At 74.1% G+C, this 12,615-nt stretch carries 14 protein-coding genes; 5 read left to right on the top strand and 9 right to left on the bottom strand.

Features of this window, described 5'->3' with window-relative positions; all coding sequences use genetic code 11:
- Entirely contained in the window at nt 1-351 is a 351-nt protein-coding gene (locus tag ACIBSV_RS29075; protein WP_395868125.1) for a cation:proton antiporter, read from the top strand.
- Between the two features lie 92 nt (nt 352-443).
- Here ACIBSV_RS29075 and ACIBSV_RS29070 read toward each other — a convergent pair whose 3' ends face one another.
- Complete coding sequence (locus ACIBSV_RS29070) at nt 444-872, bottom strand: type II toxin-antitoxin system PemK/MazF family toxin (protein WP_395868123.1); 429 nt, start codon at nt 870-872, stop codon at nt 444-446.
- A 405-nt stretch (nt 873-1,277) separates the two neighbouring features.
- Between ACIBSV_RS29070 and ACIBSV_RS29065 the strand changes: the two genes are divergently transcribed.
- Both ACIBSV_RS29065 and ACIBSV_RS29060 read left to right on the top strand, forming a co-directional pair.
- A complete protein-coding gene (locus ACIBSV_RS29065; RefSeq protein ID WP_395868121.1) occupies nt 1,278-2,057 on the top strand; it encodes a sirohydrochlorin chelatase in 780 nt (259 codons plus the stop codon).
- Nucleotides 2,058-2,076: 19 nt separating this feature from the next.
- A complete protein-coding gene (locus tag ACIBSV_RS29060) occupies nt 2,077-2,640 on the top strand; it encodes an urease subunit beta (RefSeq protein WP_395868119.1) in 564 nt (187 codons plus the stop codon).
- A 568-nt stretch (nt 2,641-3,208) separates the two neighbouring features.
- Here ACIBSV_RS29060 and ACIBSV_RS29055 read toward each other — a convergent pair.
- Nucleotides 3,209-4,105, bottom strand: a complete 897-nt coding sequence (locus tag ACIBSV_RS29055) for a hypothetical protein (RefSeq protein WP_395868117.1) — start codon at nt 4,103-4,105, stop codon at nt 3,209-3,211.
- 195 nt (nt 4,106-4,300) lie between these two features.
- Between ACIBSV_RS29055 and ACIBSV_RS29050 the strand changes: the two genes are divergently transcribed.
- Both ACIBSV_RS29050 and ACIBSV_RS29045 read left to right on the top strand, forming a co-directional pair.
- The gene (locus ACIBSV_RS29050) at nt 4,301-4,879 is read left to right on the top strand and encodes a TetR/AcrR family transcriptional regulator (RefSeq protein ID WP_395868115.1); all 579 of its coding nucleotides are present in this window, start codon (nt 4,301-4,303) and stop codon (nt 4,877-4,879) included.
- Nucleotides 4,880-5,250: 371 nt separating this feature from the next.
- Nucleotides 5,251-6,177, top strand: coding sequence for a galactosyltransferase-related protein (locus ACIBSV_RS29045; protein ID WP_395868114.1), 927 nt, complete (start codon nt 5,251-5,253; stop codon nt 6,175-6,177).
- Between the two features lie 131 nt (nt 6,178-6,308).
- On the opposite strand, the gene ACIBSV_RS29040 is transcribed toward ACIBSV_RS29045, so the two are convergent.
- From ACIBSV_RS29040 to ACIBSV_RS29010, 7 genes are all read right to left on the bottom strand, one after another.
- Nucleotides 6,309-6,749 (bottom strand): NUDIX domain-containing protein, encoded by a 441-nt coding sequence (locus ACIBSV_RS29040; protein WP_395868111.1) that lies wholly within the window; start codon nt 6,747-6,749, stop codon nt 6,309-6,311.
- On the bottom strand, nt 6,749-7,453 hold the full coding sequence (locus tag ACIBSV_RS29035) for an HAD family hydrolase (protein ID WP_395868109.1): 705 nt from the start codon (nt 7,451-7,453) through the stop codon (nt 6,749-6,751). The genes ACIBSV_RS29040 and ACIBSV_RS29035 overlap by 1 nt, the downstream gene beginning before the upstream one ends.
- Nucleotides 7,454-7,498: 45 nt before the next feature.
- Nucleotides 7,499-7,732 carry a hypothetical protein gene (locus ACIBSV_RS29030; RefSeq protein ID WP_395868107.1) on the bottom strand — a complete coding sequence of 78 codons (234 nt, stop codon included), beginning with the start codon at nt 7,730-7,732 and terminating at the stop codon, nt 7,499-7,501.
- 34 nt (nt 7,733-7,766) lie between these two features.
- Nucleotides 7,767-7,943: an acyltransferase domain-containing protein gene (locus ACIBSV_RS29025; protein WP_395868105.1), complete on the bottom strand. Its 177-nt coding sequence runs from the start codon at nt 7,941-7,943 to the stop codon at nt 7,767-7,769.
- Nucleotides 7,944-8,005: 62 nt separating this feature from the next.
- Nucleotides 8,006-8,848: an SWIM zinc finger family protein gene (locus ACIBSV_RS29020; RefSeq protein WP_395868102.1), complete on the bottom strand. Its 843-nt coding sequence runs from the start codon at nt 8,846-8,848 to the stop codon at nt 8,006-8,008.
- Entirely contained in the window at nt 8,845-11,508 is a 2,664-nt protein-coding gene (locus ACIBSV_RS29015; RefSeq protein ID WP_395868101.1) for a DEAD/DEAH box helicase, read from the bottom strand. The genes ACIBSV_RS29020 and ACIBSV_RS29015 overlap by 4 nt, the downstream gene beginning before the upstream one ends.
- A 134-nt stretch (nt 11,509-11,642) precedes the next feature.
- Nucleotides 11,643-12,512, bottom strand: a complete 870-nt coding sequence (locus tag ACIBSV_RS29010; protein WP_395868098.1) for a TetR/AcrR family transcriptional regulator — start codon at nt 12,510-12,512, stop codon at nt 11,643-11,645.
- Nucleotides 12,513-12,615 lie beyond the last annotated feature (103 nt).

The following is a 12,615-nucleotide window of genomic DNA, read 5'->3' as shown; positions in this document are numbered from 1 at the left end:
GTGCGGGCCGGCGAATTCGCCGACGGCGCCTCGGCGGTGTGCCTGCTCGCGGGTTGCGCGCTCGCGTTCGTCGCGGGCGTGGGGCTGCTGCGCTTCCCGGACACGTTGTCCAGGATGCATACGGTGGCCAAGCCGCAGGTGCTCGGCCTGCTGCTGGTCACGCTCGGTCTGGGGCTGCGGCTGCGCAGCGGGATCGACATCGGGATGCTGGTGATGGTGGGGTTCTTCCAACTCACCACCGTTCCGGTGGCGACCCATCTGGTGGGGCACGCGGTCTATCGGCTGCCGCAGTTGCCGACCGGGGACCTGGCCGTGGACGAACTCGCGGACGGGGTCGACCCGAAGAGCTGAAGGTCGTCGGCGGGCAGGCGGGCAGGCGGGCAGGCGGGCAGGCGGGCGGGGGGCGGGCGGGGCCGCACGCGGTGGCAGGGCGTGGCGTCTTGTCAGCGGACCCGGTGGGCGCGGCTGATCCGGGACCACACGCGTCGATCGCAGACGCCCGCCGGGCGGCGGAAGGCGTCGTGGCCGATCGTGCGCAGCGGTCCGGTCTCCAGCCAACTGCGGCGCTCCGCGCCCGGATCCCAGGTCTTGGTGGGCATGCGCACATAGCGGTCGCGGGTGCTCTGGTCCCGGCTGGTGATCTTGAGCACGTCGGCGCCGCGCGGTCCCACCCGGACCACCAGGCACGGGCGATCCTTGGCGGTGTCGCCCTCGTCGAAGGGCACCGAGGCCCACCAGATCTGACCGGGGGCCGGGCGGGACGAGCGGCCGGACGGCACCGGCGGCGGCGGGGTGCGCGGCCGGCGGGTCACGAACCACACGAGAGCGGCCGCGAGGAGGACGACCACGAGTGCCGGGACGAGGAACTTCATGATGCCTGTCTACCCGATCCGCGCCCGACTCCGGGAGGCCGAGGCCCTCGCCGGATGGTCATATTTCACTCCGATGCGCGAGGTTGGCGGGTCGCCCCGGCGGATAGTCGGGACGAGACAACCCTCGACCCAGGCCACCGGGCCTGCGGCTCGCGTACGTCACGGGTCCGCGGGGCAGTCGCATCCGAGGCCCGCGACCGGCGTGCCCGCACGCCGGTCGGCCGGGCCCGCGCCCGGCCGTTCGGGGCCACCGCACGTCCCGGGGCCGAGCCGGCTCTCGGTCGTACCCGCCGCAGAAAGGAATTCACGATGAATCCGGAACCCCGCGAGATCGACGAGCCCAAGGCTTCGGCATCGGCCGGCGCCGGGGCGATGTCCGGCGTCGACCCGATCGGCGGCTGAGTCGTGTCGGAGCGGGTGGCGGTGGTGGCGGTCGGCGGCCACGAGAGTGCGAACGGCGCGGCGCTGCCGGGGCTGTTCGGGCCCGAGGTGACGTCGGTGGCGTGCGGACGGCAACTGCACCGGGCGGTGTGCGCCTTGCTGCGGGGCGGAGCGGAGCGAGTGTGCGTGGTGCCGATCACGTTGGGCCGGGACGCGACGCTGGTCGCGGACACGGCGCGCACCCTGCTCGCGCTGCCGGCGGCGGAGCGGTCCCGGGTGCTGCTGGGCCGGCCGTTCGCCGGTACGGAGCAACTCACCGAGTGGCTGCGCGCGGCCGCCGCGCGAGTGCCGGCGCGGGCCGCACTGCTGATCGCGGCGCCGGCGGGGGAGCCGCACGAGGACGCCGAGTTGTACCGGATCGCGCGCCTGGTGTGGCAACACGGCACGCATCGGATCGTCGAGGTCGCGCTGATCGGCGGTGATCCGGACCTGGGCCGGGCGCTGGAGCGCTGCCGGGTGTTGGGCGCGGTGCGCACCGTCGCGCTGCCCGCGTCCTTCGTGCTGCCGCCCGTTCCGGGCGTGGCACCGCTGCTGTCCGGGCCGGCGGCGGCCGGGGTGCTGGCCGCTCGGGTCGGCCTGGCCGTCGAGCGCTTCCGTGTGCACGGCGACGACGGCCTCGCGGCGACCGGCGCGCACTGGCCCGTGCACGCCCATCCGGACCGGCCGGCGCTCGATCACGCCCATCCGCTCGGCCGGGCGCACGGACGCGAGTTCGTGCACGCGTCCCCCTTCCCCGTCGCCTAGGAGCGTCGATCCCATGGTCATGGCCCGACCACAGCGGTACCTCTACCGCGACGACCCGGCCGCGCCGGCCCCTGACCGGCCCGTGTTGACGGTCTCGGTGCGCAACTCCGGCGCCGGTGTGATCCGGGTCGGATCGCACTACCACTTCGCCGAGATCGACCCGGCGCTCGTGTTCGACCGCGCGGCGACTTTCGGCATACGAGCCAACATCGCGGCGGGTACGTCGATCCGGTTCGAACCGGGCGGCACGCGCGAGGTCGAACTGCGCCCGTTCGCGGGTACGGGCCGCCTGGTGGGCTGCACCGACCTGGCACACGGCCCCGCCGCCGGGCGGCCGGCCCGGCTCAAGGCGACGCTGCGGGCGATCGAACACGGCCTGCGCGAGGCGCACGCGCGGGCGCAGACTGGCGGCGCCGACCCCACCGCGCCGCAGCCGGCCGAGGCGGAGCGGCCTGCGGGTTCGGTACCGGCCACCGCCAGGGCCGGCAGACCACCCAACCGGCCGGCCCCACGCAAACCGGGAGCCGGCCCCCCGGCAAAGCCCTCACCCACGACGCGATCCACCCGAAAAGGCACCCGCTGAAGCCGAATCCGGGACGAATGTCGGCCCGGGCCCGGGCTCCGCCTCGGCTCTGGCTCCGCCGTGGCTCCGGCTCCGGCTCCGGCCCGGGTTCCGGCCTCGGTTTCCGGCCTGGGCTCGGCTCGACTTCGGCTCTGCCCCCGACCTGCTCCGTCCCCGACCCGGTTCCGTCCCCCGACCCGGCTCCGTCCCCAGACTTGGCCCCGGCCCGGCTCCGGGCCCGGCTCGGGCTTTGGCTCCGGCCCCGCCTCGGTTTCCGGCCTGGGCCCCGACTTCGGCTCCGACCCGCCTCCTGCCCCGCCCGTGGCTCAGCCCCGCCCCCGACCCGACCTGACCCGATTCGGGCCGGGCTCCGGCCTGGGCCCGGGTTCCTGCCCCGGCCTCGCCCCGACTCGGGCCTCGGTTCGGGCCCCGCCGGTGCTTCGCCCCGACCCGGCGCCCGACGCCGCCCCACCCGACCCTGTTTCGCCCTCGACCCTCTTCCGGCCCCGACCCCGACCCTGGGTGCGACCTCGGGACCGGTTTCGGGCCGAGTGGGCGCGGCTCGGGCCGGTTTGCCCGGGGCGTTCGGTCAGGTCTGGTGGGGGTAGGTCATTCCGATCCCGAGGGTTGATTGCATCGGGAGCAGGCCCGTGCCGATCGTGTCCATGACCGCGGGCAGGATCAGGTCGGCCAGGTGCGCGGCGCGGGTCGCGCCGATGGCCTGCCAGGGCTGGGCGGCGAGTTCGTCGGTGAGGGCCTCGACGGAGTCGCGGCCGGTCCGGCCCGCCTCGGTCGCGGTGCCGTCGGCGGTGAGCCAGCCCCGGGCGGCGAGGCGCTCACGGGCCGCGTCCCACTCGTCGGTGCTCCACTGTCGGCTTGCGAAGATCTCGGCCGGCGCCGCGCCCGCGGCGCTGTGTGAGACCAGCGCCTCGACGCCGTCCAGACGGTGGGTCACCAGTGCCGCGATGTGGCCGTCGCCCCGGTGCTCGCGCAGCCGGGTGATCGCCTGCCACAACACCAGGTGTGGTTCGCTCGCCCACGGCAGCGCGGCGTGCGCGGCGGCCAGTGGCCGGCCAACGTTGTCGGCCGCCTCGGCCGCTTCCCTGGTCAGTGCGGCGGCCTCGGCGATCTCGGGGGCGTGTACGCGCTCACCGAGCGCCGCCCGCAGCGTCGCGTCGGCCGCGCGCAGCCGGGCCGCGAGCACCGCGGTCGGATCGGCGATCTCCCAGGCCCGGGGGACGTACCGGGCGACCATCGCCGGGCTGAAGCTGTAGAACGTCGAGGTGACCAGTTCGGCGGAGGCGGCGCCCAGCGCCGCCGCGCGCATCGCGAAGTAGGCCGGCCAGCGTTCGTCCACCGCGTACCCGAGGGCCTCGGCCTCCTTGAACATCTCCGGTGAGTAGTAGTTCAGCGCGTGCAACGGCTCCAGGGTCTGCCACATCCGGCGGACCAGTCCGGGGTTCAGGGTTTCGTTCGTCGCGCTCATGTCGGTTCCTCTTCCTGGGACTTGTCTTGCGGATGTGCTTTCCGAGACGCGTCTTCCGGGGCGTGTCTTCCCGGGACTTCGCCGCCGGGTGCGGTCATCGGTCGGATCACCGAGCCGGACCCCGAACTTGTCGATGACAAGATTGCTCTTCTGGCCCAGACTTGTCAATGCCTAGATCCCGAGTAGCATCGATCCATGACCACCGGACGCCCCTATCACCACGGCGATCTGCGCCGCGCCGTGCTCGCCGCCGCGCTGGACGTGGTGGCCTCGGACGGGATCGGTGCGATCAGCCTGCGCGACCTGGCCCGCCGCGCGGGCGTGTCGCACGCCGCCCCCGCGCACCACTTCGGCGACAAGACCGGGCTGCTCACCGCGATCGCGGCCGAGGGCTACGGACTGCTTGCCGACGCGCTCGCCGAGGTGGTTCCCGGCGACCTGGACGCGCTGCGCGAACTGGGCGTGCGCTACGTGTTGTTCGCGCTCGCGCACCCCGCGCACTTCGAGGTGATGAACCGCCCGCACGCGATCGACGGCACCGATCCCGAACTGCTGCGCCAGCGCGCCCGGGCCGGCGCGTCGCTGCGCGGCGGGGTCGCGGGCGTGCCGGCCGAGCGCCGGGGCGATCCGGATCAGGCGGTACTCGCCGCGTGGTCGCTGGCGCACGGATACGCCGCCCTGCACCTGTCCGGGGGGATCCCCGCCGCCGCCGACCCGGGTGCCACGTTCCGGGTCATGGCCGGCATGTTGTTCGCCGGGCCCGTCGAGGGGTGACGGACACCCGCGCCGCGCGCTCCGGCGGACTCGGGCGTCCGCCTCGGCCGCCCGGAAGCGATGATTCCGGGCGCCGGTGTGCACCATGTGTGACCGAAGGACTCTTGACCGTGATGTCGGGGGCCCGGTACACCTGACAGTCGGGTCGAGCACGACCCGCTCGACCTTCTGGAGAAACGCGCCTCGTCGGGCCGGGGGCTTCCCGCGCTTCGACGGCACGTCCCGGTGGATGGTGTGGTTCGCGACCGGGCGTCCCGCGCACGTGAGCCCCGCACACGTGGTGCCGACCGAGGCCCAGCCGCGGTTCACCGCGCCACCGCGGGCATCGAGCGCGAGGGTGCGCGGTGCGACCCGGTGACGGGAGGCCGAGCATGCCGGAAGTGAGCGTGGTGGTTCCGCTGTACGGCGACCACGAGGCGCGCGCGGTGTTCGCGTCGGTCGCGGCGGCCTGGCTGGCGCAGAGCGTGCGCTGCGAGGTCGTGCTGGCGACGGCCGGGGAACCGGCGCCGGCCGTGCCGCCGGACCTGGACGCGTGCCGGCGGGTGCGTGTGGTCCGGGCCCCGGCCACGAACCTGGCCGCCGGGCTGCTGCGCAACGTGGCGGCGGAATGGGCCAGGGCACCCGTGTTGTACCTGACGGACGCCGACGTGGCCCCGCTCGGGCGGGACTTCGTGGCGCGGGCACTGGAGTTGGCGGCCGGCGGGGCGTTGGCCCAGCCGTGGATGTACCGGCTCGTCGGCGCCGCCGAACTGCCGTCCGGGTGGGCCGCGGTGGACATGGTCCCGGTGGGCCGGGATCCGTTCTGCTTCGTACGGGAGGATCCGGACGGTGTGCTGCGCGGCTTCCCGGACGAGCGCATGGTGTGGGATCCGCCACCGCACGGCGCGCCCGAGGATGTGCAGGCGATCCCGCGCGTGTTGCCCCCGCCGCGGGCGCGGGCGCCGTACGGGCCCCGAAGCCGGTTGTGGCGCGCGCCGTATCAGTGGGGGGCGATGCTGGTGGACCGCCGTACGTTCGACCTCGTCGGCGGCTATTGCCCGCGCTATGTGGGCTGGGGCAGCGAGGACGACGACCTGCTCGCGAAGGTCGCCGCGCGCACCCGGTTGCGGCGGGGCCGGCAACTCGACCGGTCCTGGAGCTGCCTGCACTTCGAGCACCGCACGCCCTACGACGGGAGCGAGCAACAGGCGGCCAACGAGCGGCTGTTGGCCGCGCGGACCGCAGCGGGGCCGGAGGCGATGATCGAACAGGACCTGGCCGCGCACGCGGACCCGGGCGGCGCGCCGTACGGCCATTGAGCCTCGCCGGCCGGGGCGCGGGCGACCGATCGGCCCGCACGATCGGCCGGCGCGGCCTCGGCCACCGCCCGGTCGGTCTACCGGCCCCGCCGGGCTCCCGGGTTCCGGTCGGGCCACCGGACCCGGTCGCGCTACCGGGGCCGGTTCAGCCAGTCGTGGAACAGGCCGAGGCCCGCCGCGCACTGCGAGTGCAGCGGCGTGGGCAGCGCGTCGGGCGCGAACCACTCCAGCGCGTCGAACTTGTGCGGCTCGCCGATCGCGACCCGCTCCGGGTCGACCGCGACCGCGAACACCACCGCGACCCAGTGCGTCTCCACCGGCTCCCCGCGCAGCACGTTGCGCACCCCGATGGTCTCGATCGACAACGCCTCGGTCGCGTACTCCTCGCGTACCTCTCTGGCCACCGCGCGCTCGAAGGTCTCGCCCCACTCCAGCGCGCCCGCGCCGGTGTCCCACGTGCCCGCCTCGTCCCGGGCCGCGGCCGACCGGCGGGCCAACAACACCCTCCCGGCGCCGTCGTGGCACACGAAGACACAGGACACGGACGGGCCGGCGGGCCGGTCCGCCGCCATCAGAAGTGCTCCAGCAACTGCGGGAACGCGGTCAGCGTCAACACCCGGCTGTCGTTCGGATCCAGCTCGCTCTGCTCCAGGACCCAGGTATGCGCGTTCGGGATGAACACCGCGCCCAGACCCGCGCCCCGAGCGGGCAGAATATCGGATTTGGGGGAATTTCCGATCATCCAGGTCGTCTCCGGCACGAGCCCGTGCGTGCGGGTGAGGTCCAGGTAGGCGTCGACACCCTTCTCCGGCACGATGTGCACGCTGTTGAAGTGGTGGGCCAGCGCGGACGCGTCGATCTTGCGCTGCTGCTCCTCGGTGTCGCCCTTGGTCAGCAGCATCAGGTCGTGGCGCGCGCCGAGGGTGGTGAGCGTCTCGACGACCCCGGGGACCAGTTCCACCCGGTTCTCCACCAGCGCGACGGCGAGTTGCTCGATGTGCCGCAATTCCGCGGCGGTGGCCGGCCGCGCGTGCAGCCGCTCCAGCGCCTCGCCCAGGCTGCGCAGGAACATCTTGCTCCCGTACCCGTGCGTGATCGCGTTCGCGGCCTCGATGTCGTTGAGGATCGCGCGGATCTCGGTCCGGTCCAGGGTGGGGTGGTCCAGCCAGTCCAGCCAGTCCTCGATGACCCGCTCGAACAGGACGTTGTTCTCCCACAACGTGTCGTCGGCGTCGAAGATCAGGACCTGACGCGAGAGGCCCGTCGGTGTGCGCATGGTTCGATTCGTCTCTGTCCGCTCGGCGACACTGCGGCGATCATCCTAGAGCCGGCCCCCGGCATGATCATCGTGTTTTCCGGCCGACGCCGTGCCGCCGCCCCGCAACGCCCGGCGCCCGACCCGGGCAGCCCGACGAGGCAGCCCGGCCGGGCGCCGGCCGCTTGTGCGCCACACGCCGATCGCCTGCCTGTGCGGACCGGTGAACAGCGCCGACGCCAACTGTGCCCGGTCGTTGACCCCGACCTTGCGGTGCATCCGCGTCAGGTGTTGCTCCACCGTGCTGACCGTGATGCAGAGCAGCTTGGCTATCTCACTCTTCGTGTGCCCCAGCGCACCAGGTCAGCGCGCCGGCGACACATGCCGCGGCGATCTCCCCCGGGGAGTGGCCCAGGACGGCGGCCGGCCGCACGCCGTGGTCCTGCCACAGCCGGGCGAGGGAGACCGAACCACGATGCGGGCGCTTCTCCGGCACGCCGATGCACGGCATCCGCCCGTCGGGCTCCTCGCTGCGCTCACACGCGGAGCCCGACGGGGGATTGAAGACACGCCCTAGTACTGCTCCGCGAGTAGCTCGCGGGCGCGGCGCGCGGCTTCGGCGACGAGCGACTCCAGCGCACCCGCCGGGATCCCGGGCGGCGGCGTGATGCGCGCCGGCGCGACCGGGTCCGGGACCGGCGGCGGATCGGCGGGCAACGGGTCGGCCGGCCGGTACGCCTCCCGGGCGGTCACCCCGGACCCGGGCAGCCCGGGCCCGGTCGTTCCGGCCCCGGGCAGCCCGGCCGCCGGGGCACGAACGCGGGTGATCGTGTCCCGCTCGCGCAACCGGTCCAGGAACACGCGTTCGCCCCGCCCGCGGATCAACAGCAGCACGAACGGGTCCGCGTCCAGCAGCCAGGCCGTCTGGTAGCTCAACGCGGCGGCGTGCGTGCAGGGCAACTCCCAGTCGGGACAGTCGCATTCCGGATCCAGATCGCCGATGCCGGGGAGCAGCGCGACGTCCGCGTCCTCGGCGGCGCTCACCAGATCGCGCGGCATGTCCCGCTCCACGAGCGCGGCCAGGTGCCCGGCCTTGGCGGCCACCTGGTCGAGGAAGCGATCCCATTGCGCGTCGGTGAACCGTTCGACCCGCACCACGGTCTCGTACGGCGTGCCGTCCGCGTCGTGCACGGTCGCGGCGATCCGGCCCGGGCCGACGGTGATCGGGCCGACCCGGCCCGAGTTGGCGCAGGCCCGGCCCCTGCGCATCGGCTCCTCGGAAAGCGCCGAGTCCTCCAGGGCGTTGGTCCAGGCGCGGCCCCACCAGGTCTGCCCCTTGGCGCCGCGCGACCGGCGGGCGGTGAACGCGGGGAAGACGCGGGCGGGTTCGGCGCTCATCGGGCGCTCATCGGTCATCGGGCGCTCCTCAGCTCGACCAGGTCCGCGAGTTCGGTGTCGGAGAGTTCGGTCAGCGCCGCCTCGCCGCCGGTGAGCACCGACTCGGCCAGCGCGCGCTTGTCGCGCAACATCTCGGCGATCCGGTCCTCGATGGTGCCCTCGGCGATGAACCGGTGCACCTGGACCGGCCGGGTCTGGCCGATCCGGTACGCGCGGTCGGTGGCCTGTTCCTCGACGGCCGGGTTCCACCAGCGGTCGTAGTGCACGACATGGTCGGCGCGGGTGAGGTTGAGCCCGGTGCCGGCCGCCTTGAGCGAGAGCAGGAAGATGGGCACCTCGCCGTCCTGGAAGCGGGCGACCAGGGTGTCCCGGCGGGCGGGCGAAGTGCCGCCGTGCAGAAGCTGGTTGCCGATGCCCCGGGCGTCGAGGTGGCGGGCGAGCAGTCTGGCCATGGTGACGTACTGGGTGAAGACCAGGACCGCGCCGTCCTCGGCGAGGATGGTGTCCAGGAGTTCGTCGAGCAGTTCGAGCTTGCCGGAGCGACCGTCCAGGCGGGGTGCGCTCTCCTTGAGGTACTGCGCGGGGTGGTTGCAGATCTGCTTGAGCCCGGTGAGCAGGCCGACGATCCGCCCGCGCCGGGCCATACCCTTGCTGTCCCGCAGCTCGGCCATCGCCTCGCGCACCGCCGCCTCGTACAGCCCGGCCTGCTCGCGGGTGAGCGACACGGGCTGATCGGTCTCGGTCTTGGCGGGCAGCTCCGGGGCGATGCCCGGATCGGACTTGCGGCGGCGGAGCAGGAACGGCGCGATCAGCCGGCCCAGTCGCTCCGCCGTGGGGCCGTCCCGATCGGCCTCCACCGGCTTGACCCAACGGCGGCGGAACGCGGCGAGGTTGCCGAGCAGGCCCGGGGTGGTCCAGTCGAGGATGGCCCACAGCTCGGACAGCCGGTTCTCCACCGGGGTGCCGGTGAGCGCGACCCTGGCCCGGGCCGGAATCGCGCGCAGCGCCTTGGCGGTGCCGGAGCTGTGGTTCTTGACGTGCTGAGCCTCGTCCGCGACCACCAGGTCCCACGGCACGGCGGCCAGGCGGGCGCGATCCAGGCGCATCGTGCCGTACGTGGTGAGCACGAAGCCGTCGCCGAGGTCGTCGAGGGTGCGGGTGGCGCCGTGGAAGCGGCGCACCGGGGTACCCGGCGCGAAGCGCTCGATCTCCCGCTCCCAGTTGCCGAGCAGCGAGGCCGGGCAGACCACGAGGGTCGGCGCGGCCTCGGCCGGGTCGCTGCACACGGTCCGGCGGTGCAGGTGCAGCGCGATCAGGGTGACGGTCTTGCCCAGGCCCATGTCGTCGGCCAGGCAGCCGCCCAGGCCCAGCGAGGTCATGCGATCCAGCCAGCGCAGGCCGCGCAGTTGGTAGTCGCGCAGGGTCGCGGCAAGCGCCTCGGGCGCGGCGATCGGCTCGCCGCCGGCGTCCGGATCGGCGATCCGCGCGCGCAGGTCGTCCAGCCACGTCGAGGTGCCCACCTCGATCCGCTTGCCGGCCACCTCGGTGCCGCCGGTCAGGGCCGCGTTCAGCGCCTCGATCGGGGTGAGCGGTTTGATCGAGCGGTTGCGGGCCTTGGCGGCCAGGGCGGGGTCGACCAGCACCCACTGATCGCGCAGACGGACCACGGGTCGGTGCGATTCGGCCAGCGCGTCCATCTCGGCTGCGGTCAACGGGTGCTCGCCGAGCGCGAGTTGCCAGTCGAAGCCGAGCGGGGTGTCGCCGCCGAGGAAGGCGCGCAGATCACCGGGCGCCCGGTCGCGGGCGCCGACCACGGCCTTGGCGGTGAGGTCGCGGACGAGATCGCGCGGCCAGTGCACCTCGACACCGGCTGCGGCCAGCCGGGCGGTCGCGGCGCCGAGCAGCGCCCCGAGGTCGTCGTCGCCGACCACCACGCGGTCCGGCACGCCGGCGTTCAGCAGTGGTTCCAGGGCGGGCCACACCCGGGCGGCCCGGCGCAGCGCGAGCAGTACGTCCAGCCGGGCGCGTTCGCCGAAGCGCGGGTCGGTGCCGGTCCACAGAGTGTCCGCGTCGATCACCGCGGTCGGGTCGGCGAGCGAGTGCACCTGGACCACGGCCCGGAACGGCGCGTGTTCGACGTCGTACGTCTCCAGCCGCAGCGAGATCCGCACGCCGGTGTCGATCCCGGCGGCGACCCGGTCCGACCACGGGCGCAACTCGGGCAACCGGCGCGGAGCGGCGGCGGCGAACGCGGAGGCGTCGTCGGCGGACGCGGTGGAGTCGCCGACACGCGACGTCGCGGCGGTGCGCGGCATGGTGTCGGCGACCGCGTCCAGGAAGGCGCGGACCAGCGGCGCGGCCTCCGGGAGCAGCGCGCCGCCCGGCGTCGGGATCGCCCGCGCCTCGCCGGGCATCGCGTCGGCGAGCGCTCGCACCCGCTCCACGTCGGCGGCGTCCAGCGGCCCGGCCCGCCACGCGTCGTGGTCGCCGGGGGAGAGGCCGGGCAACATCCGGCCGCGCGCGACCAGTTGCAGCGCGAGCACGGTGGCCGCGCCCCAGAACGCGGCGGCCGGGTGGGCGTCCGGGGCCCGGCGGGCCCGGGAGAGCAGCCGGACCGCGTCGGTGACCGGCACGCGCACGGCGGGATGGGTGTGCTCGATGCCGTCGGCGTCGAGCACGGTGACGGTGTCGGTGCCGGTCGGGTGCGGCCAGAAGGCGACGGTGCCGGCGCGGGGCGGATCGGCCGGCGCGAAGGTGGCGGCGCGTCGGATCAGGTCGGGCGGGGCGTGGGTGACGCGGGTGGCGATGTTCGTTACTCCTGTGTCGCGGGGGGTTCGGTGTGCCGGGCGGATTCCCCGGCCTCGGCGGGCTCGGCGTGCCGGGCGGGTTCGGGGGACTCCGCAGGCCGGGCGGGGTCCGCGGACTTCGCGGGCTCGCGGGAGCGGATCAGCGTCTCGATGCCGTCCAGGACCAGGCGCAGGCCGAACTCGAAGCTCGCCTCGGGCGGCTCCTCGTAGGTGCCGGCGGCCCAGACCCGGGTGAGGGTGGGGAAACGGGCGGGCTGGATCAGGCGTTCCAGGTAGGGCGTGCTCTCCGTCCACCAGTCCTCGTAGCCCACGCCGCTGTTCGCCGCGTCCCGGTTGACGTCGACGGCGACCTGGGTGACCCCGCGGACGTACGCGTCCACGAGTCCGACCACGTGTGCCATCTCGGCCTCGGTCAGCCCGAGGTCGGCGACGGTGCGCAGCGCCACCTCGGCCCGGGCGGTGATCCTGGGGCCCATCAACAGCAGTCCGGGACCCCACAGTTGCACCACCCACGGGTGCCGTTGGGCGAGCGCGTGGTCGGCGCGCGCCTGCCGCTCCAGCGCCGTGCGCCAGCCGAGCCCGATGGGGTCGGGCAGCTCGCTCTCGCCGAGCACGGTGTCGAACATGACGTGCAGCAGCTCGGCCTTGCCCGGCACGTAGGTGTACAGCGACATGGTGCCGACCCCCAGGCGCTCGGCGACCGCGCGCATGGACAGCGCGCCGAGCCCGTCGGTGTCGGCGATCGCGATGGCCGCGAGCACGATGCGGTCCACGGTCAGTCCCTGTTTGGGACCCCTGGTCGGCCCCTCGCCGGTGCGCCACAACAACGCGAGCGTCCGCGCGGGATCGGCGCGCCCACTCTTTTCTCGTGCCACGTGCGTGCCTCTCTCGGGAAACTCCGTATGGCGTACGGTACGTCATCCGGAATTGATCGACAAGTGCCGTGGATTCGATCGGGAGCACGCTTGCGCGACAACT

Origin of the sequence: Embleya sp. NPDC050154, from assembly GCF_044460165.1 — a bacterium.
GTDB lineage: Bacteria > Actinomycetota > Actinomycetes > Streptomycetales > Streptomycetaceae > Embleya.
The sequence above is the reverse complement of the archived record's forward strand: the minus strand, read 5'-3'. Positions and strand labels throughout refer to the sequence as shown.

Coding starts and splice junctions, on each gene's coding strand:
- ACIBSV_RS29070 (WP_395868123.1), bottom strand. CDS start 872: ATGAAGTTCCTCGTCCCGGCACTCGTGGTCGTCCTCCTCGCGGCCGCT.
- ACIBSV_RS29060 (WP_395868119.1), top strand. CDS start 2,077: ATGGCCCGACCACAGCGGTACCTCTACCGCGACGACCCGGCCGCGCCG.
- ACIBSV_RS29055 (WP_395868117.1), bottom strand. CDS start 4,105: ATGAGCGCGACGAACGAAACCCTGAACCCCGGACTGGTCCGCCGGATG.
- ACIBSV_RS29050 (WP_395868115.1), top strand. CDS start 4,301: ATGACCACCGGACGCCCCTATCACCACGGCGATCTGCGCCGCGCCGTG.
- ACIBSV_RS29045 (WP_395868114.1), top strand. CDS start 5,251: ATGCCGGAAGTGAGCGTGGTGGTTCCGCTGTACGGCGACCACGAGGCG.
- ACIBSV_RS29040 (WP_395868111.1), bottom strand. CDS start 6,749: ATGGCGGCGGACCGGCCCGCCGGCCCGTCCGTGTCCTGTGTCTTCGTG.
- ACIBSV_RS29035 (WP_395868109.1), bottom strand. CDS start 7,453: ATGCGCACACCGACGGGCCTCTCGCGTCAGGTCCTGATCTTCGACGCC.
- ACIBSV_RS29025 (WP_395868105.1), bottom strand. CDS start 7,943: ATGCCGTGCATCGGCGTGCCGGAGAAGCGCCCGCATCGTGGTTCGGTC.
- ACIBSV_RS29020 (WP_395868102.1), bottom strand. CDS start 8,848: ATGACCGATGAGCGCCCGATGAGCGCCGAACCCGCCCGCGTCTTCCCC.